Origin of the sequence: Kineosporia rhizophila (assembly GCF_021277265.1) — a bacterium.
Lineage (GTDB): Bacteria > Actinomycetota > Actinomycetes > Actinomycetales > Kineosporiaceae > Kineosporia > Kineosporia rhizophila.
Genome location: NZ_JAJSOH010000008.1, coordinates 37,633 through 61,508, shown reverse-complemented (window position 1 = coordinate 61,508; position 23,876 = coordinate 37,633). Strand labels below are relative to the sequence as shown.

Sequence of the window (23,876 nt, the reverse complement as noted above, 5' to 3'; positions counted from 1 at the left end):
GTCCGCGGGACGGACGCAGGGGGTATCGATGGCATGGCCCGGTTTTCGTCTTGGGCGAGCGGGCGCCTACGGCCCGGTCACGATGAGGCGATCAGAAGGTCAGGACGTTCGGATCCGGCTGCTGGATCGGCCCAGGTCGGGCGTCATCGTGGTACCGGCGATGACCGGCACTCTGACCAGCATCCAGAAGTCCTCGGGGTCGAGGTAGTTCTCCACCCAGGCGCCGTTCCGGCTGCGGAACCGAGCGTCTGTGAAAGCCCTTACTGCGCCGTATGTTCCACGGCTGAACATGCCACCGAAACGGGTTGCGCTGACCCCCGGGTTGAACGGGTTGGGGGTGCGCTGGATGAGCGCGACGTCGGAGGTGAGCTGCGGCGCGCCCTTCTTCCAGGCCCGCTCGCGCTCGTCGTCCTTGCCCACCTCCCAGGTGGGGCGGTGCGACTCGACCTTGGCCATCTCGGCCGGGTCGGAGGTGGGCCGGCCCTCGTCGTCGAGCATGACCTGCACCTCGCCGTCGAACTCGACGCCGTCCTCGTCCCACTCCATCCGGACCGGGTTCTCCAGACGGTCACGGAGGATCTCGAGCACGTTGACCGAACCGATCGGCACCTCGAACAGGTCCGCGTCGACCCCGCCGAGCAGGATCAGGTGCCCGGTGAGCTGGTCGGCGGAACTGACCCGGTCGTAGGTGAGCCAGCTGACCTCGGCCCGTGGGTTCTCCGCCCGGACGTGCCCGACCAGCTCCAGCAGGGCGTCGATGTCGGCGTTGTAGAGGTTGCGCACGAAGTTGGGGTGGGTCAGGTTCGTCGCGTACTGCGCCGCCGGGTAGAGCTCGCCCCGGTTCGCCTTCTCGTCGGTGTAGTCGAGCTGCCGACTGCTCAGCGGAGTACAGAGGATGGTCACCGGCTGGTCGTCCGGGTAGTACAGGAACTGCCCGCCCAGGGCCCCGGCCGCCCTGTCCTCGGCCGGGGGCGCCTCCTGGATCCGGGCCCGCAACTCCCGCAGTTCGTCGAAAAGCCTTTCCCGGTCGCCCTCTTCATCTTCGGTCAGGGTCTGCTCGGGCACCAGGCGCACCTGGTCGCCCTCGAGCGAGCGCTGCGTGCAGAACAACAGGGCGTAGGAGGCGAGCCGTTCCTCCGGCGGCACCGCCACCCCGCTCTCCCACGAGCTGACCAGCGCACCGCTGAGCCCGAGGGCCTGGGAGAGCTGCCGCTGGGTGATCGCCTGGGAGAAGTGACGGGTCCGGAGCGAGCGCAGCCTGCTCCCCAGACGGGCGTTGTTCACATCAGCCACCGTCACACCCCCGCTTCACTGAAGACGCTGGAACTACAGCCGATTCCGACCCGTCAAGTTAACCACTGAAGGGCTGGAGCCGGGGAGAGTCTGAGCGCAATTCAAACAGAACGTGTCGCGCACTCCGGCATTGCGGGCGCGACCTCGCCGAATACCGTCATGACGGGCGACCTGCGCTTCTTTAATGACATTGATTAATGTCATCGTGAGCTCGAAACTGACAACGTTGCACGGAATCTCGCCCCCGCGGGTGAAGATCAGCTGGGCATCAGCGGGGGCCAGGCGTGCAGGGCTGAATGGCGCTGAAATTTCATTTATCGGGGTAGATCTGTCCCTGAAATCCCTTGCCGTCCGGCTTCAGGATGGCCACACTGATATCAGGCGCTTTTCAGCTGAACACCAGTCGCCCGGTCGCCGACTTCAGCGAACCGGGCTGACGGACCGCAGGTCTTCACCGACTCCGCGGACTCAGCGGTCGCTCTGCGACGCGCACCTTGCTCGGCCGCACGAGGGAGGGGAACCAAGTGGGCTTCACCGCGGTCAGTGCATCCGATCTGAACACACTCGTCGCCTCGGGGGGCAGCGACGGGGGCCGGCAGGGCGTGCTGCTGCTGATCTTCGTCCTGCTCTTCGCCGTGGCTCTCACCATCATGAACCTGGTCAACCGCATTCGGCAGCCCTACGTGGTGGTCCTGCAGAACCCGTTCCGGCTGCTGATGAAGACCGTGATGCTGGGGGTCACCACCACGGTGGTCACGGTCGCCGTCGTCTCGATCATCATCGCCACCGCCGGCTCGCCGAGCTGACGCTCGCCCGGCCACCCGCACAGACCTGCTCCAGTACGCAGTGCACGTCAGTACCACCAGCTTCCGGATCGGCCGGGCCTGTCCCCCGTCGGGCCTCACCGAGCCGGAGCCGCGCTCATGCAGATGCGCGGCGTCTGGTCGCCGTCCCGCCTGAGGGTGCGGGACGGTGACCGGGCTCATCAGGGCGTGGCTCCGGGTCGCCGCCGGAGCCACGCCCTCACCCGTCTCAGCTCGCGGCCGGCTCCTGCGCCCAGGTCTCGACCTCGGCCAGCAGGGTCTTCTTCACGTCGTCGGGAGCTCGCGAGGCCTCGATCGACGAGGCGGCCAGGTGCCGCAGCCCGTCGTCGGAGAGCCCGTGCACGTCGCGGGCCGCCTGGTACTGGGCCTCCAGCCGGGGACCGAAGAGCAGCGGGTCGTCGGCGCCCAGGGCCAGCCGGGCCCCGGCGTCGATCAGGGTGCGCAGCGGCACCTCGCTGAGCGTCGGGTACACCCCCAAGGCCACGTTCGAGGCCGGGCAGACCTCCAGGGCCACCCCCGCGTCGATCACCCGGGCCAGCACCTCGGGACTCTCGGCCGAGCGCACACCGTGCCCCAGCCGGTCCGGCGCCAGGGCGTCGAGGGTGGTCTGCACATGCTCGGGCCCCCGCAGTTCACCGCTGTGCGGCACGCTGGCCAGACCGGCGTTGCGGGCGATCCGGAAGGCCGCCGCGAACTCTTCGGTGTCGCCCCGGCGCTCGTCGTTGCTCAGCCCGAACCCGACCACCGTGCCCGCGCCCTCACCGGCGTAGCGGGCCGCCAGCCGGGCCAGGATGCGGGCGTCGAGCGGATGCCGCATACGACTGGCCGCCACCACGATCGCCACCTGGCAGCCGGTGGTCTGCGAGGCCTCACGGGCGGCGTCGAGCACGATCTCCAGCGCCGGAGTGATCCCGCCCACGTGCGGGGCGTACGAGGTGGGATCGACCTGCATCTCCAGCCAGCGCGAGCCCTCGGCCGCATCGTCCTGCGCGGCCTCGATCACCAGCCGGCGCATGTCGTCCGCGTCGCGCACACAGGCCCGGGCCGCGTCGTACAGGCGCTGGAAGCGGAACCAGCCGCGCTCGTCCGGGGTCAGGCGCAGCAGGTGGTGCTCCCGCAGCGACTCCGGCAGGCGGATCCGGTGCTTGGCCGCCATCTCCTCCAGCGTCGCCGGCCTCATCGAGCCGGTGAAGTGCAGGTGCAGGTGGGCCTTGGGGAGGGTGGCGACCGGCCGGATCACAGGCTGCATGACGAGAGTTTGCCAGGTTCCGGGTGCTCCCCGGTCCAGCTCCGTCCGACGGACGAGTCAGATCTCACAGCCGATCAGCTCGGGCTCGGGCACCAGCCGCACGCCGTAGATCTTGGCCACCCCGTCGCGGACCTGCCGGGCCACGTCCAGCACGTCGGCCGCGCCGGCCCCGCCGCGATTGGTCAGGGCCAGCGTGTGCTTGGTGGAAAGGCTCGCCGGACCGGGCAGGCCGAACCCCTTGGGGAACCCGGCGTGGTCGATCAGCCAGGCCGCGGACGTCTTCACCCTCCCGTCGCCGGCGTCGAAACGCGGCGCCTCCGGGGGCAGTGCGGCGGCCTGCTCGGCCGGCAGCACGGGGTTGGTGAAGAACGAACCGGCGCTCCAGGTGTCGTGGTCGTCCGGGTCGAGCACCATGCCCTTCCCAGCCCGCAGTTTGAGGACGCTCTCGCGCACCTTTGCGAGCGGCACCCGTTCGTCGATCCCGGCTTTCAGGGAGCGGGCCAGTTCGGCGTAGCGCAGCGGCTCGCTGTAGTCGCCCACGACGAACTGGAACGACACCGAAAGGACGACGTAGCGCGGCCCGCCCAGGTGCCGTTCCCGCTTGAACAGCGAGTCCCGGTAGGCGAAGCGGCAGTCGGTGGCGGCCAGCGTCCGGATCTTCTGTTCCACCCGGTCGTAGGTGCGCACCGCGGAGATCGTGCCGGACACCTCCTGACCGTAGGCGCCCACGTTCTGCACCGGCGTGGCCCCGGTCGAACCCGGGATGCCGGACAGCGCCTCGACCCCGGTCCAGCCTTCGGCGACCGCGCGGGCGACCACCTCGTCCCACGGGTGCCCGGCCTCGACCGTGATCTCCGCGCCCCCGCAGTAGTCGACCGAGTGCACGGTGATCCCGCGCGAGGTGATCTGCACCACGGTGCCGTCGAAGCCCGCGTCGCCCACCACCAGGTTCGAGCCGCCACCGACCAGTAGCAGCGGTTCGCCCGCCTGGTCGGCCGCGCGGACGGCGGCCACCAGTTCGTCGGCGGTGGAGGCGGTCACGTGCCGCCGGGCCGGACCTCCCACCCGCAGGGTCGTCAGCTCCGCCAGCCGCACCATCTCGCCGTCCTCCACGCTTGTCGTGCCCGTCCGCTCCGCGATCCCGCCCGATCAGGTCAGGCGAGCCGGACCTTGGCGATCGCCTTGCCCAGGACCTTCTGCCCGCTGCTGAGCGCGGTCAGGGTGACGGTGGCGGTGCGGTTCTCCTCGTCGACGGCCGTGACCTTGCCGCCGAACGTGATGGTGGCCCCGGCCTCGTCGTCCGGTACCGGCACCGGGTTGGTGAACCGGACGCCGTACTCCAGCACCGCACCGGCGTCGCCGGCCCACTCACTGACGTACCGGCCGCCCAGGGCCATCGTGTACATCCCGTGCGCGATCACGCCGGGCAGGCCGACCGAGGTGGCCACCCGCTCGTTCCAGTGGATCACGTTGAAGTCGCCGCTGGCCCCGGCGTAGCGGATCAGGTCGGCGCGGGTGACGGTGATGTCCGCCGCGGGCAGCTCCTCGCCCACCGCGACCTGGCCGAACTTCGCGCTCACGCCTTCTCCTCAGCTTTTTCCTCGGCCTTTTCCTCGGCCCGGATGACCACCATCGACACGGCGGTGACGACCGGTTCGCCCGCTGCGTCGGTGATCTCGACCCGGGTGATCACCCGGCCGTTGCCGGCCATCAGCCGGGCGTCGTCGACGTGCGCCACCGAGGTGAGGCGGTCACCGGCGACGATCGGCCGGTGGTGGGTGAACTTCTGCTCGCCGTGCACCAGGCGGGTGTAGTCGATCCCGGCCTCCGGATCGCTCATCACCTGCCCCTCGCAGCGCTGGGCGATCACGATGGCGAAGGTGGGCGGGGCCACCACGTCGGGGTGACCGAGCGCCTGGGCGGCCGCCGGGTCGGTGTGCACCGGATCGGTCGAACCGATCGCCTCGGCGAACTCGCGGATCTTCTCCCGGCCGACCTCGTAGACCGGCGCACCGGTGTAGGTCTTGCCGGCGATCTGTGGGTTCACGCCCACGGGACGGCTCCTTGGTTCTGGCTGACCTGGCGGGGCCCGAGATCAGGGGGCAAACATGACGAATGGCCGCCCCGCGAACGGGACGGCCTTCCGGCGAGGACGACTCAGCGGGTCTCGCGGTGCGCGGTGTGGTTGCCGCAGCGCGGGCAGAACTTCTTCAGTTCCATCCGGTCCGGGTCGTTACGCCGGTTCTTCTTGGTGATGTAGTTGCGCTCTTTGCACTCGACGCACGCCATGGTGATCTTCGGGCGGACGTCTGCAGCCTTGCTAGCCACGGCGGGGCCTCTTTCGATGGGTTCGCTGTCGATGAGGATCGAACTGCGGCGGTAAAGATAACTTCAGAGTAGCGAGGACGGGACTTGAACCCGTGACACAACGATTATGAGTCGTTTGCTCTACCAACTGAGCTACCCCGCCAAGTGCGGTCTCGCTCTGGACAAGACCAACCAGAGCCCCGATAGGGAATCGAACCCTAGACCTTCTCCTTACCATGGAGACGCTCTGCCGACTGAGCTATCGGGGCCTGTCCTCCGGGCGGCTTGTTGCTTTCCCGGCGACGTCGAGAACGATACAGGATCCGGGGCCCAGGACTGAAATCCATTCCCCCACGCGCCGCGCCGGAGCATCATTCGTCCTGGTCAGAACGCTTTTCGGGGGTTCCTGGCGGGCCCTGCGGGTCGGGGAAGACCAGGGTTCCGGGCACCGCGAGCCCACGAACGATCATGACCAGCACCCGGCGGTACGAGGCCTCGGCCTCGTCCGGCGCCACCAGGCCGCCCATCTCCAGTGCGACCGCGCCGTGCACCGCGCTCCAGACCTGCCTGGCCACCGTGGCCGCATCACCCTCGATCAGCCGGCCGGCCGCCATCAGGGTGAAGACGTGGTCCACCAGGACCTGGAACGCCGCCCCGGCACGGTCGGCGAACTCGTCCGAGGGCTCCCAGTCCTTCTCGGTCAGGTCGCCGAACATCAGGGCGTAGTGCGAGCGGTGGGACAGCGCGAACTCCCGGTAGCGCAGCCCCGACATCCAGAGCCGCAGGACCGGGTCGGCCTCGGCGTCCCGAGGCGAGATCGCCGCCGTCAGCCCCTGGAAGCCGCGGATCAGCAGCGCCTCGATCAGGCCGTCCTTGCTGCCGAACCGGTTGTAGACGCCCATCGGCGCGACCCCGGCCTCAGCGGCCACCGCACGCACCGTGACCGCCGCCGGGCCCTCGCGCATCAGCACCGCTTCGGCGGCGTCGGTCAGCGCGGTCTTCACGTCCGCGCTGGGGGTGCGCACGGAGCGGGCCTTCGTCTGCGCCGCAACGGTTTTCCGCGTCTTCTTTCGGGGCGACGACTCAACTGTCGGCCCGGCGGACGACGCCGCCGGAGCCTTGGTCCGTTCCGCACGGTTCGTCGACGGAGCCGACCCCCCACCCAACGGACCGCTGCCGCCATCGCCGACTTCGCCGTCCTTCGTTCCGCCCACTCGACCACCCGACGAAACCCGTGCCGACCCGTCCTCCATCGGCCCATCCTCCCTCACCACGCCCCCGGGGTTGACGAACCCGGGCCGCTAGTAGAACGTAGTGCCACAACTATAGGACGTTGTTCTAAGGAGCTGGCGATGAGCGCACCGAACCCGAACGCTGCCCGTGACCCGCGCCGCTGGTGGATGCTGGTCGTGCTCTGCCTGAGCGTGCTGCTGGTCACGGTGGACAACACGATCGTCAACGTCGCGCTGCCGACCCTGAGCCGCGAACTGGGTGCCTCGACCAGCGGCCTGCAGTGGATCGTCGATGCCTACACGCTCGTCTTCGCCAGCCTGCTGCTGCTCAGCGGTCACCTCGGTGACCGGTTCGGGCGGCTGCGCACCCTGCAGCTCGGCCTGGCGCTGTTCGCCCTGACCTCGTTCCTGGCCTCGCTCGCTTCCACCACCGGGGAACTGGTCGCCGGGCGGGCCGCGATGGGGGTGGCGGCGGCGATGATCTACCCGGCCACCCTGGGGCTCCTGACCAACGTCTTCACCGACGCCCGCGAGCGGGCCACCGCGATCGGGGTCTGGGCCGGCGTCTCCGGCCTGGCCGTGGCGATCGGCCCGGTCAGCGGCGGGGTGCTGCTGGAGCACTTCGCCTGGAACTCGGTGTTCCTGGTCAACCTGCCGCTCGCCGCCCTGGCCCTGGCCGCCGGCTGGTTCGTGCTCGGCGAGTCGAGGGACGAGCAGGCCGGTGGCTTCGACCGGCTCGGCGCGCTGGGCTCGGTGGCGGTCGTGGGCACCCTGGTCTGGACCCTGATCGAGGCCCCCGGACACGGCTGGACGTCGGCCACCACGATCACCGGTTTCGTGGCGGCGGTGCTGCTGCTGGCCGGGTTCATCGCCTGGGAGGCCCGGCACCCGCACCCGCTGCTCGACGTCCGGCTCTTCACCAACCCCCGGTTCAGCGCGGCCAGCGGGGCGATCACCGCGGCGTTCTTCGCCCTGTTCGGCTTCATCTTCCTGATCACCCAGTACTTCCAGGCCGTAGAGGGCTGGGGCGCCCTCCGGGCCGGTCTCGCCACTCTGCCGTTCGCGCTGGTCACCGGGGTCCTGTCGCCGGTCGCGATCCTGCTGATGAAGCGCTGGGGCACCACCGTGGTGGTCACCGCCGGCCTGGCCTCGATGTCGGCCGGCTTCTACCTGGCCTCCACGGTGACCTTGGAGTCGGACTACTGGGGCAAGGTGATCTGCTCGATGGTGCTGATGGCGACCGGCCTGGCCCTGAGCACCGGCCCGGCCACCGACGCGATCGTCGGGGCGCTGCCGAAGGAGAAGGCGGGCGTGGGCTCGGCGGTCAACGACACCACCCGTGAGGTCGGCGGCACGCTCGGGGTCGCGGTGCTGGGCTCGGTGACGAGCTCCTTCTACGCCTCGAGCATCCAGGACTCGCTGTCCGGCCTGGGCGTCGACGGGGAGACCACGGCGATCGCGAAGGAGTCGGTGATGGCCGGCATGCAGATGGTCGGGCAACTGCCCGCATCGGTCGCCGGGCCGGCCGCCGACGCAGTGCGCCAGGGATTCCTGGACGGCGTGCAGGCCGGCTCACTGATCGCCGCGGGCACCGCGGCGCTCGCGGCCGTCGCCGTGGCCCTCCTGCTCCCCGCGCGCCACCGGGAAGAGGCACCGGCACTGGTGACGGTCTGAGGCCCCACAACGAAAGCGGCGCCGGTGCCCACCCAGGTGGGCCCGACGCCGTCTTCAGTTTGTGTTCTGCGTCTCAGTTCAGCGGTAGTTCACGAACTGCAGCGCCACGTCCAGGTCGGCGCCCTTGAGCAGCGTGATGACCTCCTGCAGGTCGTCGCGGCTCTTGCTGGAGACCCGCATCTCCTCGCCGGTGATCTGGGTCTTCACACCCTTCGGGCCCTCGTCCCGGATGATCTTGCCGATCTTCTTGGCGATCTCCTGGGACAGGCCCTCCTTGATCTCGGACTCCATCCGGTACTCCTTGCCGGAGGCCTTGGGCTCGGAGGAGTCCAGCACCTTCAGCGAGACACCACGTTTGATCAGCTTGCTCTGGAACACGTCCAGAACCGCGGCCACCCGCTCCTCGCTGTTGGCCTTGATCACCACGGTCTTCTCACCGCTCCACTCGATCGAGGCGCCGACACCCTTGAAGTCGTAGCGCTGGGCGATCTCCTTCTCCGCCTGGTTGAGCGCGTTGTCGACCTCCTGCCGGTCGACCTTGCTGACCACATCGAACGACGAATCGCTGGCCAAGACGAAGCTCCTTCTTGCTTACCTGAGGGGGTCCGAACGGTCCGCCGGAGCCCCTCGGAGGGGCCCGGACGGGAGCGGGTGCGCGAAGCACCCGTCATCCTTGCTATTCTTCCATTCGCCGAACGGGCCGAAGGGCTCGGACGGTGCACCAAGGCTGGTTGCCCGAGTGGCCAAAGGGATCTGACTGTAAATCAGACGGCTCAGCCTACGCAGGTTCGAACCCTGCACCAGCCACACCAGGAAAAACGCCCGCTGACCTGCGGAAACAGGTCAGTGGGCGTTTCTCGTTCTGTCCGGGCGTCACCGGCTGGGAACGGGGTTCTACGGGTGTCCGCCCCCAATACGCCCCGAAGTTTTTTCCAAGATCACTTCCGCCGGGCCTTGGCGAGCTTGGCCAGAGCCTGGACCTCTCCCCCATCCAGACACTTGGCATAGACCCGAAGCAGGACATTCACGGAGTGACCTGCCCATTCAGCCACCTGGGTCGCCGTCACCCCGTCGTTGAGCCAGGTGGAGACACAAGCGTGACGTAGGTCATACGGCCGACGCGCCAGGGGCGAAGTCGCCTGGGCCTCGGTCAGTGCGGCCTTCCGGGCCCTGGCCCAGAGCTTGGTGTAACTGCCCGAGGACAGTGTGGTTCCCATCTCACTGCGGAACAGGCGGCCTTCGTGATCGGTCCGGAACCGCTTGAGGTGATCGCGGAAAAGGGTGACCAGCTCGGGCGGGCAAGGGACCCGCCGGACGTCACCGACGGGACGATGCTTCAGCTCCCGCTCGTGCCGGCGCTGCCCGGTGTCGGACCACTGCCGGCCGTTCTCCGGCGCTGCCCGGGCAAGCAAGATCCATCCGAAAGCATCCGGCGTCGTCACGGGCGGAAGGTCCAGGTCCAGCTCCCGCAGCGCGGCGGCTTCCTCGGGCCGTAGGCCGGCGTAGTAGATGGCGCCGAAGAACGCCGCCAGGTGAGGCCCGGTCCGCGGCGTCACCGCAACGGCCTTCAGCAACGCCTCGGCCTGGCGGGGGTTGGGGACCACCCGGCGATCCACCATCCCGGTGGGTGGCGTGGCCTTGGCCGGCGTGTTCTTCAGAGGGTTCTCGGCGAGGTATCCCTTCTCGATGACGGCGAATTGCAGCGCGTTGTGGAGGATGGACCGCTTGAGGGCGGCCGTGCGAGGAGCACAGCGACCTCCGGTGAGCTTGCGGCCGATCGCAGCCAGGACAGCCCGCATCGTTTCCGGCTCCCGCAGGTCGACCAAAGGACGGGAGTGCTCCTGCACCCACTTCAACCGTGCCCGTACTGCCTCGGGCGCCTGCTCGCGCTGGACCGTGTTGAACCCGTAGTTCAGTAGCGCCGACCGGGTGGCCACGCCCTCACCGCCGGTAGGGGCCGGCCGGTCCAGCAGCGCCATCGTGACGGTGATCAGCGACTCTGCCGTGCTCTTACGGTGCTTGGGTGAGGCATCGGGCCACTTCGCGTCCACATAGGTACGGGCGAAGTCGTACCAAGTAATGCTCTCGATCCGGCGTCGCTTGGCCGAGATCGGCTCGCCCGTCCGGACGTCGAAGGCCTCTCCTGCGCGGGCCGCCGTCATCAGGGTTGAGCGGAAGCTGTCTGCCAACGCCGCGGTGCCGAACTTGTCACCGAACCGTTGGCCGGCCACAGTCCACCGGACTCGATGGGTGGTACCCCGGACACCCTTGTAGACCTCTGTCTTCCAGATTCGGACGTCGTAACTGGTTTCGCCGGTCACAGACCGTCCCACCACGTGGAAGCGTCAGCGCGGGTGATCCGAAGATCGCCGTTCGGCAGCTTCTTCGTCCTGGGGGCGCGACCCTTGGCCTTCCAGTCATAGAAGGTCGATCGAGCGATCTTGTACGTCTCGCAGAACTCGTTGACGGTGAGGACCTCGTCCTGGTCCCCATCCCCGGGCTTCGTCATCTCTGGGTGTCTCCTCTCAGGTGTGGTGGGTGGCGCCGGCCTCGTGCCGGCCCCACCCGGGAACGGGTCAGAAGGTGGTGGCGCTCTCGGTGCTGCGCTGCTCCAGGGCAGTCGTCACGCTCTCCGCGGTGACCTTGGTCGTGGCCTGGATCTCGCCGTGGCCATCGGCGTAGGTGTGGACGTCCGTGGCGCGGCCGATGACGGTGAGGCGGTCACCGACGCGGACAGATGTGGCGACGGTCTGGGCCAGGGCGCGCCAGACGGTGACCTCGTACCAGAGCGTGCTGGTCGTGATCCACTGATCGCCCTGCTGCCGGCGGATGTTCACGGCCAGGCGCAGGTCGGTGACCGGGATCTTGTCGCCCGGGGTGTAGCGGAGTTTCGCTGGTGCGGCGACGTTTCCGGTGATGGTGACGGTGGGCTCGTTCATCAGATGCTGACTCCTTCTTGAGTCTGTTGAGTGCCGGCTGGGGTGTGGTCAGAGTTCGTCTGTGTCCTCATCGACGCAGGTTGCGTGGTCGATGGCGGGTTCGGCGTGGATGGCCTCGCAGGCCTCCAGCGCCTCGAAAGCCGCGTCGTAGGCGGCCTGGGCCACGGCGACGTCGTCTTCTGGGCTCTCTCCGGCGGCATGCAGGTCTTGTTCGTCGGTGAGCACGGCGTGGGCGGAATCGAGCAGATCGACCAGGGCGCGGCGCTGTTGGGCTGCGGGTCCGCGCTCGCCGAGCCATGCGCGGTAAGCGTGCTCACGGAAGAGCCACTGCACGGGCGCGAACGACACCGCCGGCGGCTTCGCTTCGAGATACACCTGCTCGGGCTGCCCCTGCTGAACCAACCCCACCCCGAAGTAATCGGCCTGCAGCTCCTGCTCGGGTGTTGGTGGTCGTCGCAGCACCGCCATGGTGGGAGCGAACCGCGCGAACTCGGCTGCGCGCCGCAACCGCGACGTCCAGGCCCCGGTGCTCACCCTGACACCGACAACATCAGCCGCCGGCCGGACCTCACGGACGACACCGTCCGCCACGAAATCGACCATCGAATACGGCGCGCGCACCAGACGCTCCTGATCCCGGCGTGCAAGAGCATCAAAGAAAACCGGTAAGCCGTGCGGCAATTCGCTCAGTGAGTGCAGGATGGGCAACTCCGTGACTGCGCCCAGGCGCTGCTGCTGGCGACGCTGGTGTTCGGTCTCGTCGATCGCCACGACTGCGTCTGCCCTCGCGTTCTCCAGGCGCGCTCCGCCGGGCACGAGGACTGTCCTGCTCTCTTGACCGATGGTGGTCGTCACGCGACACGCTCCAGCCCGGCGCAGGTGCCACGAGCCCGGGACAGGTCGCCGACCCCGAGGGCGGCCAGGCAGTGCGCGGCCAGCAGGGGCGGGACGGCATCGCCGATCTGCTGGGTGACGTGATCGGCGCGCACGCCGTACCACGGATGGTTCGCGGAAAACGTCTGCAGCAACGATGCTTCGGCGACGGAAACGGGGGTGCCGTCCGACCACCGGTTGCGGGTGATCTTGCTGGTGACGGTGAACGCGGGTTGGTTCCAGCGGCGGATGCCGCGGGCCTTCGGATCGCCGCCGGTGCCGTAGTTGCTGCGCATCGTCTGCCCGACCCGGTGCGGCAGAACGTCGCCGATGCTGAGCCACGGCTGTAGACCCTCGTCGAGCCTGCTGGGGTCGTGGGCGTAGTAGCGAGATCGCACCGGTTCCGGCCGGGTCACCTCGACCTCACGCGAGGCCAGGAGCACTGCTCGGGGGCGGGCCTGGGGCACGTCGTACTGCTCGGAGTACAGCAGGCCGGCCCAGGCCGAGTAGCCGTGCTCGCGCAGCACCGCGGCGGCGGCCTCCCACAGCGGCAGCACCGCGGGGACCTGCTCCCACGCCGTCCAGGCCGGCCGAAGATGCAACGCCCACCGCAACGGCTCCAGCACCAGCACCGACCGCGCGTCCCTGGTCGTCTGGGCAACAGCCTCGCGCGGGTCACGCCCGGCGGCGATCTCGCGGATAGCCCAGATCAGCAGCGCGAGATCGCGTCGGCCCTTGCCGTTGCCGGCCAGGCTGAATCCCTGGCAGGGCGGGCTGCCGATCACGCCTCGGACGACCTCGGTCACCGCTTCTACGTCGAGCTTGGCCACGTCGGCCACGAACCGGGCGTAGCCGGCCAGGCGGGCCGTGGTGCTGGCTACCGGGCTCCACTCGAAACCGAGCAGGAAGCGCGGGTCCAGGCCGAGGAGCTGTAGCGCGTGGTCCCAGCCACCGCCGGCGGCGAACAGGTCATGGATGCCCATCAGTTCAGGTGCGACCTGCGCGCTCCAGCCCGGTCGCTGCTTTTTCTGGGCGTTGCACGATGCCGGGCTCATAGCTGGGCCGCCGGCAGGGCTTTGCCCGGGTACTGGTCCCAGGTCCGGCCGTCCAAGTGGCGGCCGTTCTGCTTGGGGTGTGTGCCTCCCCACTGCTTGTGGAAGAACGCGCACTCATTGAGCAGGCACTGGTCTCGGATCTCTCGCACCCACGCCGGGTCCACCGCCCGCGCTCCGGGCCCAGACTCGCCTCCGGTAATCACCCAGTGAATCCCGGTCAGGTCCAGCGGCAGCAGACTGCCCAGTAAGGGCTCGGCTGACACGAACCGCACCCGCGCCGGCACCTGCCTCAGGTGATCGATTCGGTACCGGTGAGCGGCCGACTCGACCGAGACCCCCATCCACACATTCGCCGGCCACTCCAGCCGCCCATAGCGGCGCACAAGTTGAAGAGACCGCTTCGTGAGGATCTGGTATGTGTGCTGCGGGGTTTCCGCCATCATCGTGAACAGCCGTTGCTGAAAGTCCAACGGCACCCGTGCGTGGAACAGGTCACTCATCGAGTTCACGAAAATTCGCCGGCCTGTCTTCCAGCGGCGGGGCACATCGACCACGTCAGGGTGCAGCGTCAAGTCGAACCCGGGTCCCGAGGTGCGGGGGTTGCCGTCCTGCTGGTACTTGGCCTGCCCCATGGCCTTCAACCGGCCGGCCATCCGCAGCGCGTAGCAGTGATCACAGCCGGGGCTGACCCGGTCACATCCGGTGGTCGCGTTCAGGACCCGCTCGGTCCACTCAATCGAGGTGTCAGCCACGGTCGTACACCTCCACGCCGGCCTCTTCCGCGCAGGTGTCGTGCACGACTTCACCGCTGCTCCAGGCCACATCGTCACCGGCCTCGATGCCGTCCCCACAGGCTGGGCACTGGGAGCCGAACCGAGCCATGAACCGCACCGATCGTTCGCTGTCCTCCTGGCGCGTCTTTCTTTCCGCCTGCCGCGGGGAGCCGGTCAGGGCCTGCCGGATCTGCGGGTCGTCCAAGATGGCCAGGGCCTGCCGGCCGCCGGTCACGACGCGATCAAGGGCTTCGGCCCACTGCGGGTCCCGAATCGGGGTGCCCTCGCCGGCATCAGCGTCCAGTTCCCGGCTGATCAGCGCAGCCAGATTCTCAATCACGGCGGCCAGCACGAGTACCGGCTGCTGGGGGCGATCAACCACGGGTGGCCTCCTCGCCGGCCAGCACGCCCTGCAGCATCTGGACGTGTGCAGGAAACACGTGGCCTTGGAAGCGGCCCACGAGGTCGTCGGCCAGGGCCTGGTAGCTGTCCGCGCGGATCCAGGCCGCCCGGCGTGCGTCGTCAGCACCGGTGACCGTGGGCAGCTTCTCGACCTGGCCCAGCTCGTAGCTGTTGGGCACGGTGATCGCCCACGCCTCGTCCGAGCCGCGCGGGTCCGGCACGTACACCGGCAACGCCGCACGCCACCCGAACGGAAGATCCAGGCCGGTCTCCTCCTGCAGCTCCCGGGCCGATGCTGCGATCGGCTGCTCTCCGTCCTCGATCGCTCCCCCGGGCACCGCCCAGCCCTGGCCGTCGCCGCGCTCGATCATCAGCAGCCACCGGCCGCCGGCGTGCTCGGCGGTGACGACCGCGTCCGCCATCGGGTTCTCACCCCAGCGCCCCAACTGGTTACGGCCACGCTGCACCGGCGTGCGCGGACCCGGGCAGACCGGGCGCCCGTCCACAACCTGGAAGTCGATCAGGGCGTCGGCCTGCCGCGCCGGCCAGTCGATCTGGGTGGGGTCGGTTTCGGCCTCGGCCCATCCCTCCGCAACGCCTCGGGCGAGGGTTTCGGGGTCCAGGTCCCGCTCAACGAGCGGCCAGGAGGTGGAGACGTCCAAGGCCTGGCCGGCATGAACTCCGCTCCATCTCGTCCATTGCTTGTCGCCGCGCACGTACCTGTCAGCGCAGGCCGGCTCGTCGAACAGCAGGGCGGCGATCGCTGCCCCGAACTTCTCTCCCCTGACCTGGAGGAGCACCTCGTACTTCGTGCATTGGATGCTCACGAAGTCGGGCTCGGACCACTCCGGCAGAGCCAAGACCTGCCCCATAGCGGCCTGAGCGGCGGCGACCCTTTCAACCATTGACTGGGTCGTACCGTAAGAGACCTGCAGGTAACGGTTCTTGGCCTGGCACCCGTTGGTGTTCTCGCACATCGCTGGTTCCCCGATTCGTCGAAAGGTGTTGTTCTTCGTGGAGTCCCGGTGGGGGTGGCTGCTTTTTGGCTGCCCCCACCGCGGGCGCCGTGGACCTCGTCCGCGGAGGCTCGCTGTCAACCCCGCCCCGCCCACGGACCCCAGCCACGCGCATGTGCGGTGAGCACATCCCCCGACCACATGCCCAAGTGCGGGGTTGATAGTGAGTGCGGGCGAGGTACCGGAAGGTGAGCCGCGGCACCCAAGGTGATCGGCCTCGCGCGTCGCCCCAGGTCAACCGCCCACCGCGTCCCGCGCGGGCCGGACGTCACCTGGCACGCCCGCCCGGACAGCACCGACCCACGATGGATAGCCGGACTGCTGGCGGGCTTGACGTCCGGACGGCTGTCGGTGCCTGCCCGTACCGTCGTAGTGAACGCGCGCGAACGTCGATGGGTCGGGGGGGTTGTCATGGCGCGGACTTGGCCAGATCGGATGCCGGATCTGCCCGTGCCTGCTGGTGAGATCCAGGCCGTGCCCGGTGAAGTGCGCATCCTGGACAACGGAGTGCCGTGGATCCGCACCCAACGAGAGCTGCTGGAAGAGTGGACGGCGGTCGACGAGATCAGCGCAACGTTCCTTGCCGGTGGCCGGCACTGGAGCGACTTGGACGGCGTGGAGCTGTACGTGGCCGGCATGTGGGCCAGCGCCCGGTGGACGCTCGGCATCGACCCGGACGCGCCGGTTACCAGCAAGCCACGTGCCGTCACCGGGGCCGCCATCCGCAAAGAGCTGTCCTGGGCCGAGATGTGCGTGGCCTCGCGCCTTGACGGCTGGGAATGCACCACCGGCACGCTGAACTGGCTGCTGTGGATCACCGGAGGCCGGGAAGACATGCTGTGGCCCGACCGGTTCGCTGCCCAAGCCACCGCCCGGCGACGCACGATCACCTGAGCCGGCAGCTTCCGCCTCACGGCTGCAGTGGCTGCGGCGCTCATGACATGTCCATGACGTCAGCGCCGGCCGCTGCTGCGCTGCCGTGGGAAGTGCTCGATTCTGCGGTGTCTCGCCTGCGGCGGCCTGCCTCGTAGGACTCCGTGCTTGCCGCGTCCCGGTCGGCGTCGCTGACGTAGGAGCTGTTCTGGTCGGCCTGGTCGGCCAGCTTTTCGCCGATCGTGCGCGCGGCCACCGTGGCCGCGGTCAGCTCCTGCACTGACAGGCCCTGCGGCACGACCGCCTGAGCCGGGGTCTGACCCCATCCGCGCTCGACGAACAGCCGCGCGGCCTGCTCCTCGACACTGGCCTCGGTCGGCTGCGTCGGTTCGGGCATCTCGGCAGCGCTTGGGGTTTCCGTGCCTGCTGGGGCCTCGGTTGGCTCGGTTGCTACTGCTGTGTCCAGGCCGATGCCCGACTCGCTCAGTTCGGCCTCGTAGTGGTTGATCACGTCGGTCTCGGTGATCTGCCGGTGCGCGTCGTCGGCCTCGCGGGCCGCTCGCTCCGAACGCAGCCACTCCTCGGCTGGCACCTGCTCCTGGGGCTCGAACTCGATTCCGCGCCGGCCCAGCTCGGCCAGGGCCCGCTGCCCGAAGTGGCGCGTTACGTAGGAGCCGGACGACCATTCATCGCGGGTGTCGACAAGGCGGGCCAGAGGCTCGATCGCGGCGGCGTGGAACTGCGCTGCCTGCTCGTGCTCCAGCGCTTGCTCCAGGGCCTGCTGTGCTGCCTCCAGGTCGTCGACCTGCTTGGCAGCGTCCGCGCGGGCCCGGGCCAGAGCAGCCTCCTGCCGGTGCGTCTCGGCCTCGGTCTCAGCGGCGCGCAGGGCATCATCGGCGTGCGCGGGCGCCCACCCCAATTCCTGCTGCGCAGCACGGATGCGCACCCGCAGCCGCCCCTCGCTCATCGCGGTCTCGTCCAGGTGCTCCTGTGGCTGTCCCAGCGCCTGCCACGCTTCGGCGTGCGAGGCTCGCCGTTCGGTCGCCGACAGGCCCGGCATGACACCGATGGCGCGGTGCTCGTCCTCCCAACCGATGGCCTCACGGTGTCCGGCCACCACACCGACCCGGCTCAGCCACTCGGCCCGACCGTCCCGCGCCGGTTCCTGCTGGGACGCGGCCTGCTCGGGCTCCTGCTCCGGCTGCTGCTCTGCCTGCGTCACGGTGGCCTCGGACGCTTCGGGCACTGGGCCGAACGCTTCCAGCGCCCACGCCGGCGGCCGGTCAGCGAACTGCTGCGCCAACTCCTCTTGGCGGGCCTGCATCCGCTGCTGCAGCAGCTCCAGGTGCTCGGCCGCTTCGGGAGCGATGTCCTGCGGCGCCTCGGCCACGGCCGGCAGGGGAAGGTCATGGCCGGGGTTGATCCGGTGAGCCAGCACCTGAGCCGGTGACTTCGCGTCGGTCAGTGAATGAGTCGCCACCGCATCGGCCAGTACCTGGCGTGGGTCGCGGCCTGTCTGCTCCACTGCTCGCAGCAACCGTGCCAGGTGTTCGCTGCCCAGGTCCCCGGCCAGACGTGCGCGCTCGTGCGGGTCCAGGACCCCATCGGCAGCCAGCTGGTCCAGGTGGCGGTCCAGCCGCTCCCGGCAGGCGGCCCGCACCACGGCCTCGTACCGACCGGCCAACAGATCCATGGACGACAGGCGAGCCGCGTCCAGCTCGGCCTCCACCGTCGCAGCGCGCGCGGTGGCGTCCACCGCCAGGGCCTGCTCCAGCAGGACCCGCGCCGACGGCTTTACCTTCTCGTCGTGCAGCCGGATCTCCTTGCCCGAAGCCTCGGCACGCGCGGTGGGGCGGGTATCGCCTTCCGGTGCGCCCCGCAGCGAGACGTGAGCGGTGTTACGCAGTCGGCCGCGCGTCATCCCGACGTAGGTGGTCGCGGCGTCGATGCCACCGCCGGTCACGAGGTGGGCCGAGTCCACGGTCAAGCCTTGCGAGGCGTGCACGGTCGCGGCGTAGCCCAGTTGCACGTGCTCATCGACGTACTCGGCCGGGAGCACCCGGCGACCGTCTGGGCCCTCGGGCTGGTCGGTGGCGGTGACGGTCAGGGAGCCATCGGCGCCGACGGCGGTGACGGTGTATTGGCCGCGGTTGTAAACGCCAATCTTGTAGTCGTTCTGGCGGGTGACGATCAGATCCCCGATGCCGGCGGTGGCGCCGTCCTTGCCCAGGGCCACCTGGTCGTGGGCGTCGACCAGCCCCAGGTCGATCAGCTGCGCGCGGATCTGCGCCGAGATCTCGGCGGCCTCGGCGTTCGACCCGGCGACCACCACGACGCTGCGCCCGTCGACCCGATCCGCCACAGCGGCGGTCGCGGCGGCCGTGATCGCTTCCTCGTGCGTGTCATGGCTGAGCAGGCGACCGCGCCGGTCGTAGACGTCCAGGACGTCCTGGTCACTATCGCGAAGCCGCAGTGACGCTGCGGCTTCCCACGGTTCGGAGAACCGTCGGACCTCGCTCAGGGTGTAGGTCTCGGCGTGCTTGTCCAGCAGTCCCATGACCCCGCCGGCCTCGACCGCCCCCAACTGCCTGGGGTCACCGGTCAGCACCACGCGGGCGCCGGCCTGCTCGGCCAGGGCACGGATGCGGGTCAGATCAGCGGTGGTCACCATCGACGCCTCGTCGACCAGCACCACGTCGGTCGGCCGCAGCCTCCACGACTGCTCCGAGACCGGGGCGCTTCCCTCGGCCAGACGGTCCTGGATCCCCAGCCAGGCAGCGATATTCGCTGATGTCGCCAGCCCGTCATCCTTCAGAACCCGCGTGGCGCGCTCCCCCACCGCCAGGCCCATCACCCGGCCCGGCACCACCGCCTCGGCCTGCTCAACCAAGCCGCTACCGTCCGCCGCTGCTGCCGTGCTGGCCTCCTGGGCCTGGGCGGCGGTCAGATCAGCCCAGGCCTGCGCGAACGCGCCGACACCGAAGCTCTTACCCGCGCCGGCCGGGCCGACCAGCACGGCCAACCGTGCGTCGGTCGTAGCCAACCCGATCACGGCCGCCGCCTGATCGGCGCTGATCGTGGGGACGTGCTCGTCCAGCCACGCGCGGACCTGATCGGTCTCCAGGGCGTGACCGCCTCGCTCGATCGCCGCGCGTCGAAGCGCCTCCTCGGCGGCCAGCGTGTCCGTGGAGGCATACAGCCGCGACGACGGCGCGGTGTACGGGTCTTCTGCCAGAACCGCTGCGACATCGCGGGTCAGCACCGGCGCGGCCACGCTCTCGGCCAGCCGGTCCGGTTCGGCCAACGACCTGCCCGACACCTGCCGCACCAACGTCGAAGCCAGAGCCTGCTCGGTCAGCTCGTGCAGCCGCTGCACCGTCTCATCAGCGCTGAGCCCACCCAGCGACGGCAGACGCCGGGCGATCTCCAACTGCAGGTCGGCCGGCCGCCACGCCGCGCGCTGCTCAGCCAACGCGGCAACCGACTCAGCGATCACCTGCTCGGCATCGAACGCCGGCGCGGCCTCGACCTGGTGAAGGCCGGCGCTCTTGCGTTCGTTCAGGTGCTCGCGCATCCGGTCGGCCAGAGCATCCAGCCCCGAGCCGACTTCGGCGACCGTTTCGGCCTCCCACCGCGACAGCATCTCCTCGGTGGTCTCGTGCGCGTGGGAGCTCTTGCGCGCCCTGGTCGTCTTCGTCGCGTCCTGCCGCAGCCGCCACAGCTCCAGGTCGGTCAGCTCGCGCCCCAGCCGTTCGCTGGCCTGCTCGGCCAGAGCGCGGGTCTTGGGCGACAGCTGCCGCGACCTTGAGCTGAACAGGTCGCTGGTGGCGGTCGGCACGATCGTCAACTCGCGCGCCACCTGATCGGCGCGCAGCTGCACCTCGAAGCCCATCCGGGTCAGAGCTTCTTCCAGTACCCGGTCGGCCACCGCGCCCAGGGCGTGATGCTGGGCCAGCAGATCCTGCCCGTCCAGGGCCCGGGCGGGCTTCGCCCCGTCGGCCGGATCGGCGTCAGCGGTGAAGGCCCGGTTCAGGATCACGTTGTGGGTGTGCAGCTGCGGGTCGATGCTGCGGCTCGTGTGCTGGAAGAAGCTGGCCACCGTCAGGCCGGGCGCGGCCTCCCAGCGGCCGGTCGCGCCGGCGCCGCCGTGCCGGCCGGTCCGGACGGTTGCAATCCGTGACGCCTCGGCCAGCATGGCGGCGTTCGCCGTGTGGATCGCCTCCTCGATCCCGACCCGGATCTGGTGGAACTCGGCCGCCCGCTCGGCGTCCCCGGCCGAAACGGCCGCCAGTTCGGCCCGGTGCGCGGCCGTATGCGCCACCGTCACCGACTTGGCCACGCTGAACGTCGCATCCCAGCCCAGAGTGGTCTGCTGCGACGACCGCTCCAGCTCCACCCGCCAGGCCGCGATCTGCTCCGGCAGCGCCTCCGGATGGGCGGCCACCTTCTCGGCCAGCCGCTCCTCCACCGACCGATAGGCCCGGCGCGGGTTCCCGATCGCCTCGCCGGTGACCGGGTTGATGAACTCGGAGTACACCGCGTTCATCGCCTCCGGCGTCACCTCGCCGAGTCCGGTCAGGCCCATCCGCTCCGCGCCGGCACCCGACCACGTGCCCGCCGGTTCCCCCTCGGCCACCGCGTCCAGGTAGTACGACTCCGGCCCCCGGGCCACCCCGGCCTGACCGGTGTAGTACTCGCTCGACGTCGCCTTGGCGACTGAGACAACCACGCCTGATACCTCCTGGAAGAAGGCGCAATTCACCTGTGAAGGGAATGCGGAAAGGATTTGGAAAGAGCCTTGATGCGGCCCGCTATCGCTGGCCGATTACCTCTCTGCCCAGCCGCCACCGGACGGCCAGTTGATCTTGAACGGGCCTACTCGATCGGTGATGCATAGGTGTGTGTTTCTTGAATCCCTTCTCTCTTCATTCCTGGATTCCTTCTCCTGGTGATCTTCTGAATCGTTGTCTGGTGCTTACTTCTGGCTGGTCTCTTGTCTGGTCTCGTTCGCTTCCTGGTCCCTGTCTCCTCGGTCTTTCAGTGGTTGTTGAGCGGCTCTGGGTGCTGGCCTCCGGTCAGCTGTTGGGCTGCCTGTTGCGGCAGGGTGAGCCGGGCCCACTGACGGGCCTGACGGGCTTCTGCCCGGGGGATGTCCAGGTGCTTGCGGATCGCTTCGGCGGACGCTGTGGGCGGCAGCTCGCCCGCGTCGATGGCCTCGGCCAGCTTGCGGATCGGCTCGGGCACCTCATCGGTCGGCTGAGCCTGGGCGTCGGTGACGGCCTTAAGCGCTCGGAGCCAGGTGGCGTCGTGCTCGCCGGACCACTCCTGCACGGCGGCCTCTCGCTGCTCCTCGTCTGTGAACGGCCCACGCGTCGGGGGCTCGCTGCCGTCGTCGGGTAGGTCGTACGGGCTCGGCGTGGCCGTTTCCGCCGCACCGCTCGCGGCGTCGGCCGTTTCGGCCGCGTCCAGGTCCTGACGGGCCTGGTCCGCCTCGTCGGTGTCGACCAGCTGCGGCTCCGGCAGGGTTGCGTCGTCCCCCGGTCCGTTCGTGGTGTCGGTCGGTTCGGCCGTTTCGGCCGGGTCCTTCGGCGTGGCGGCGGCCGATTCGGCCGGTGCCTGTGTGTGATCGGCCGTTTCGGCCGGGGCGCCGCGTAGGGCATCACGTAGCCGGGCGATCTGCTCCGGTGCGGCCGGCACGACCGGGCTCGGCAGCGCTTCGACGGTCACTGTGACGGCCTCGGCGGCTCCGTCGGCCTCGATGGCTGGGGGAGCGGCCAGCCAGGCGGGGCGACGGTCGAGGGTGGTCAGGGCGGTGGCGTGCACGAGGGCGGCGTACTGCTCCACGACGTAGTTCTGCTGGGCGCTGTCGCGGGTCAGGTCGGTGTGGGTGACGGCTGCCCGCATGGCGTTCTGCACCCGCCGCGCGGCCAGGCTCCGGCGCCAGGATCGGGCTCCGGTCTGGGCCAGCAGGTGGGCACGAGCAGCGGTGACCGCCAGAGTGGTCAGACGGCGTTCGGCGGCCAGGGCGCCGGCATCGCGCGCGGTGGGCTCGGCCAGACCGAGCCGGACGAGCACCCGCTCGGGAGTCAGGCGCCAATGGATCGCGCCCCGGCTCTTCTCTCCGGTGCGGCGGGCACGCTCCACATGCATGCCTCGCTCCCACAGCCATGCCGCGACTACCGGCGCCGATAGCCGCACCAGCGCCTCGACGAAGGAGTGCGCGTCCAGACTTGAGAGCACCGCCGACAGGCCGGTCAGCGCCCACACCGCCACCCCGTCGACACCGGCGTGCCCGTGCTCGCGCACGGAGTTGCGGGCCCGGATAGCGGAGGTGACCACGGCCAGCTCGACAAACCCGAACACCAGCCACCGAAGCTCGGGCGCCAGCGGCATGGTGTCGGTGAAGACCTGCCACATCCCCGTGGCAGCGACGGCCTGGGCGACACCGGCCGCGACGAACGTCAGCTGGTCGGCCCGGTCACCGGCAGCCAGACGCTGGCGCACAGCTCCGGCCAACCGGGCGGCCAGGGCCAGGAGCAGGACGGTAACGACCGCCCCAGCTCCCAGCACCACGGCGTGATCTTCGGCGAACGTCGTTGCCGTCTCGATCTTCGGGGTCAACTGCTCGAGGATCACAGCTCCTCCTCCATCGCGGCGGCCTCGGGGCCACCCAGGACGTCCAGGTCAGACCGGGGGAAGGCCGGGTCCGGGGTCATGTACTCGATCGGCGAGATTCCGTGGTCGTTGGCCTCTTCTTGGACATCCAGCCCGTCCTGCCAGCCCGGATGCACCCCGGATCCCTGCACGGGGAGTCCCTCGCTGACCAGCCGGTCGTCCACGAACGGTGCCTCGTGATCGTGCTCAACCAGCTCATCCAGCAGTGCCGCGTCCGGCGGATCCTCCAGAAGCGACTGCTGGGAGGCGGCTTGTTCGTCCCGGGCCTGCCTCTCTGCGACCCCGGCCTTCCACTGTTCTCGCTTGAGGGCCTGCTCCTGGGGCTTGCCCATACCGCCGTAGTGCGGGGGCCAGGCTGGCTCGGGGTCCCATACGCGCTGGTCGTCGGGGTCGGTCAGGGTCTCGGCCCAGAACCGCTCGTAAGAGGCGGCGTTGAGGATGCCGCCGGCACACCACCACGCCCAGTACCGGTAGTCGTCCATGTCGGGTGCCTCGTAGCCGGGCACGCTCACGCCGCCCTGGTCGAGGTTGGTCAGGAGGCTGGCCTGCTCGATCGGGTGCATGTCGGGCAGGACGCGGACGGCCCACTGCACCGTCGCGGCGTCCGCCGCAGCAGCACGCTCGGCATCACGTTCGGCCGGCGGTGCCATCAGATTACGGAGCCAGCTGGGGATCTTCATCGTGGGTTCCT

22 protein-coding genes and 3 tRNA genes are annotated in these 23,876 nt (G+C 69.5%); 4 read left to right on the top strand and 21 right to left on the bottom strand.

Annotated elements, in window-relative coordinates:
• Positions 1 to 99 precede the first annotated feature (99 nt).
• Positions 100 to 1,293 (bottom strand): helix-turn-helix domain-containing protein, encoded by a 1,194-nt coding sequence (locus LWF15_RS14055; RefSeq protein WP_232811196.1) that lies wholly within the window; start codon positions 1,291 to 1,293, stop codon positions 100 to 102.
• A gap of 524 nt (positions 1,294 to 1,817) precedes the next feature.
• Between LWF15_RS14055 and LWF15_RS14050 the strand changes: the two genes are divergently transcribed.
• Positions 1,818 to 2,099 carry a hypothetical protein gene (locus tag LWF15_RS14050; protein WP_232811194.1) on the top strand — a complete coding sequence of 94 codons (282 nt, stop codon included), beginning with the start codon at positions 1,818 to 1,820 and terminating at the stop codon, positions 2,097 to 2,099.
• 226 nt (positions 2,100 to 2,325) lie between these two features.
• Here LWF15_RS14050 and LWF15_RS14045 read toward each other — a convergent pair whose 3' ends face one another.
• The 8 genes from LWF15_RS14045 to LWF15_RS14010 all read right to left on the bottom strand — a co-directional run bounded on the left by LWF15_RS14045 (position 2,326) and on the right by LWF15_RS14010 (position 6,698).
• Positions 2,326 to 3,366, bottom strand: coding sequence for an adenosine deaminase (locus LWF15_RS14045; protein ID WP_232811193.1), 1,041 nt, complete (start codon positions 3,364 to 3,366; stop codon positions 2,326 to 2,328).
• Between the two features lie 57 nt (positions 3,367 to 3,423).
• Positions 3,424 to 4,479 (bottom strand): UDP-N-acetylmuramate dehydrogenase, encoded by a 1,056-nt coding sequence (locus tag LWF15_RS14040; RefSeq protein ID WP_332879903.1) that lies wholly within the window; start codon positions 4,477 to 4,479, stop codon positions 3,424 to 3,426.
• A 41-nt stretch (positions 4,480 to 4,520) separates the two neighbouring features.
• Positions 4,521 to 4,946: a MaoC/PaaZ C-terminal domain-containing protein gene (locus LWF15_RS14035; protein ID WP_232811190.1), complete on the bottom strand. Its 426-nt coding sequence runs from the start codon at positions 4,944 to 4,946 to the stop codon at positions 4,521 to 4,523.
• Entirely contained in the window at positions 4,943 to 5,419 is a 477-nt protein-coding gene (locus LWF15_RS14030; protein WP_232811188.1) for a MaoC family dehydratase N-terminal domain-containing protein, read from the bottom strand. Before LWF15_RS14030 ends, LWF15_RS14035 begins: the two co-directional genes overlap by 4 nt.
• Before the next feature lie 104 nt (positions 5,420 to 5,523).
• Positions 5,524 to 5,694: a 50S ribosomal protein L33 gene (gene rpmG / locus LWF15_RS14025; RefSeq protein ID WP_285616343.1), complete on the bottom strand. Its 171-nt coding sequence runs from the start codon at positions 5,692 to 5,694 to the stop codon at positions 5,524 to 5,526.
• A gap of 69 nt (positions 5,695 to 5,763) precedes the next feature.
• Positions 5,764 to 5,836: transfer RNA gene (locus LWF15_RS14020), tRNA-Met, on the bottom strand.
• A 33-nt stretch (positions 5,837 to 5,869) separates the two neighbouring features.
• Positions 5,870 to 5,942, bottom strand: a tRNA-Thr gene (locus LWF15_RS14015).
• A 102-nt stretch (positions 5,943 to 6,044) separates the two neighbouring features.
• The gene (locus LWF15_RS14010; protein WP_232811187.1) at positions 6,045 to 6,698 is read right to left on the bottom strand and encodes a TetR/AcrR family transcriptional regulator; all 654 of its coding nucleotides are present in this window, start codon (positions 6,696 to 6,698) and stop codon (positions 6,045 to 6,047) included.
• Between the two features lie 327 nt (positions 6,699 to 7,025).
• Between LWF15_RS14010 and LWF15_RS14005 the strand changes: the two genes are divergently transcribed.
• On the top strand, positions 7,026 to 8,579 hold the full coding sequence (locus LWF15_RS14005; RefSeq protein WP_232811185.1) for a DHA2 family efflux MFS transporter permease subunit: 1,554 nt from the start codon (positions 7,026 to 7,028) through the stop codon (positions 8,577 to 8,579).
• Positions 8,580 to 8,657: 78 nt separating this feature from the next.
• On the opposite strand, the gene LWF15_RS14000 is transcribed toward LWF15_RS14005, so the two are convergent.
• On the bottom strand, positions 8,658 to 9,152 hold the full coding sequence (locus LWF15_RS14000; RefSeq protein ID WP_232811183.1) for a YajQ family cyclic di-GMP-binding protein: 495 nt from the start codon (positions 9,150 to 9,152) through the stop codon (positions 8,658 to 8,660).
• Between the two features lie 152 nt (positions 9,153 to 9,304).
• Here LWF15_RS14000 and LWF15_RS13995 point away from each other — a divergent pair.
• Positions 9,305 to 9,386: transfer RNA gene (locus LWF15_RS13995), tRNA-Tyr, on the top strand.
• A gap of 131 nt (positions 9,387 to 9,517) precedes the next feature.
• Here the strand turns inward: LWF15_RS13995 and LWF15_RS13990 are convergent.
• The 8 genes from LWF15_RS13990 to LWF15_RS13955 all read right to left on the bottom strand — a co-directional run bounded on the left by LWF15_RS13990 (position 9,518) and on the right by LWF15_RS13955 (position 15,526).
• Positions 9,518 to 10,741 (bottom strand): tyrosine-type recombinase/integrase, encoded by a 1,224-nt coding sequence (locus tag LWF15_RS13990; protein WP_232811182.1) that lies wholly within the window; start codon positions 10,739 to 10,741, stop codon positions 9,518 to 9,520.
• Positions 10,742 to 10,896: 155 nt separating this feature from the next.
• Positions 10,897 to 11,088: a helix-turn-helix transcriptional regulator gene (locus LWF15_RS13985; RefSeq protein ID WP_232811180.1), complete on the bottom strand. Its 192-nt coding sequence runs from the start codon at positions 11,086 to 11,088 to the stop codon at positions 10,897 to 10,899.
• Between the two features lie 67 nt (positions 11,089 to 11,155).
• Complete coding sequence (locus LWF15_RS13980; RefSeq protein WP_232811179.1) at positions 11,156 to 11,518, bottom strand: single-stranded DNA-binding protein; 363 nt, start codon at positions 11,516 to 11,518, stop codon at positions 11,156 to 11,158.
• Positions 11,519 to 11,566: 48 nt separating this feature from the next.
• A complete protein-coding gene (locus LWF15_RS13975; protein ID WP_232811176.1) occupies positions 11,567 to 12,373 on the bottom strand; it encodes a hypothetical protein in 807 nt (268 codons plus the stop codon).
• Positions 12,370 to 13,374: a DNA cytosine methyltransferase gene (locus LWF15_RS13970; protein ID WP_232811175.1), complete on the bottom strand. Its 1,005-nt coding sequence runs from the start codon at positions 13,372 to 13,374 to the stop codon at positions 12,370 to 12,372. Before LWF15_RS13970 ends, LWF15_RS13975 begins: the two co-directional genes overlap by 4 nt.
• 68 nt (positions 13,375 to 13,442) lie before the next feature.
• Positions 13,443 to 14,198: a DUF5131 family protein gene (locus LWF15_RS13965; RefSeq protein WP_232811174.1), complete on the bottom strand. Its 756-nt coding sequence runs from the start codon at positions 14,196 to 14,198 to the stop codon at positions 13,443 to 13,445.
• Complete coding sequence (locus tag LWF15_RS13960) at positions 14,191 to 14,601, bottom strand: hypothetical protein (protein WP_232811172.1); 411 nt, start codon at positions 14,599 to 14,601, stop codon at positions 14,191 to 14,193. Before LWF15_RS13960 ends, LWF15_RS13965 begins: the two co-directional genes overlap by 8 nt.
• A complete protein-coding gene (locus LWF15_RS13955) occupies positions 14,594 to 15,526 on the bottom strand; it encodes an NUDIX domain-containing protein (RefSeq protein WP_232811170.1) in 933 nt (310 codons plus the stop codon). Before LWF15_RS13955 ends, LWF15_RS13960 begins: the two co-directional genes overlap by 8 nt.
• A gap of 561 nt (positions 15,527 to 16,087) precedes the next feature.
• On the opposite strand from LWF15_RS13955, the gene LWF15_RS13950 reads away from it, so the two are divergent.
• Positions 16,088 to 16,531: a hypothetical protein gene (locus LWF15_RS13950; RefSeq protein WP_232811168.1), complete on the top strand. Its 444-nt coding sequence runs from the start codon at positions 16,088 to 16,090 to the stop codon at positions 16,529 to 16,531.
• 40 nt (positions 16,532 to 16,571) lie between these two features.
• Here LWF15_RS13950 and mobF read toward each other — a convergent pair whose 3' ends face one another.
• The 3 genes from mobF to LWF15_RS13935 form a co-directional block, all read right to left on the bottom strand.
• On the bottom strand, positions 16,572 to 21,239 hold the full coding sequence (mobF, locus tag LWF15_RS13945; protein ID WP_232811166.1) for a MobF family relaxase: 4,668 nt from the start codon (positions 21,237 to 21,239) through the stop codon (positions 16,572 to 16,574).
• A 308-nt stretch (positions 21,240 to 21,547) separates the two neighbouring features.
• Entirely contained in the window at positions 21,548 to 23,146 is a 1,599-nt protein-coding gene (locus tag LWF15_RS13940; RefSeq protein ID WP_232811165.1) for a hypothetical protein, read from the bottom strand.
• Positions 23,143 to 23,865: a hypothetical protein gene (locus LWF15_RS13935; protein ID WP_232811163.1), complete on the bottom strand. Its 723-nt coding sequence runs from the start codon at positions 23,863 to 23,865 to the stop codon at positions 23,143 to 23,145. Before LWF15_RS13935 ends, LWF15_RS13940 begins: the two co-directional genes overlap by 4 nt.
• Positions 23,866 to 23,876: the final 11 nt, after the last annotated feature.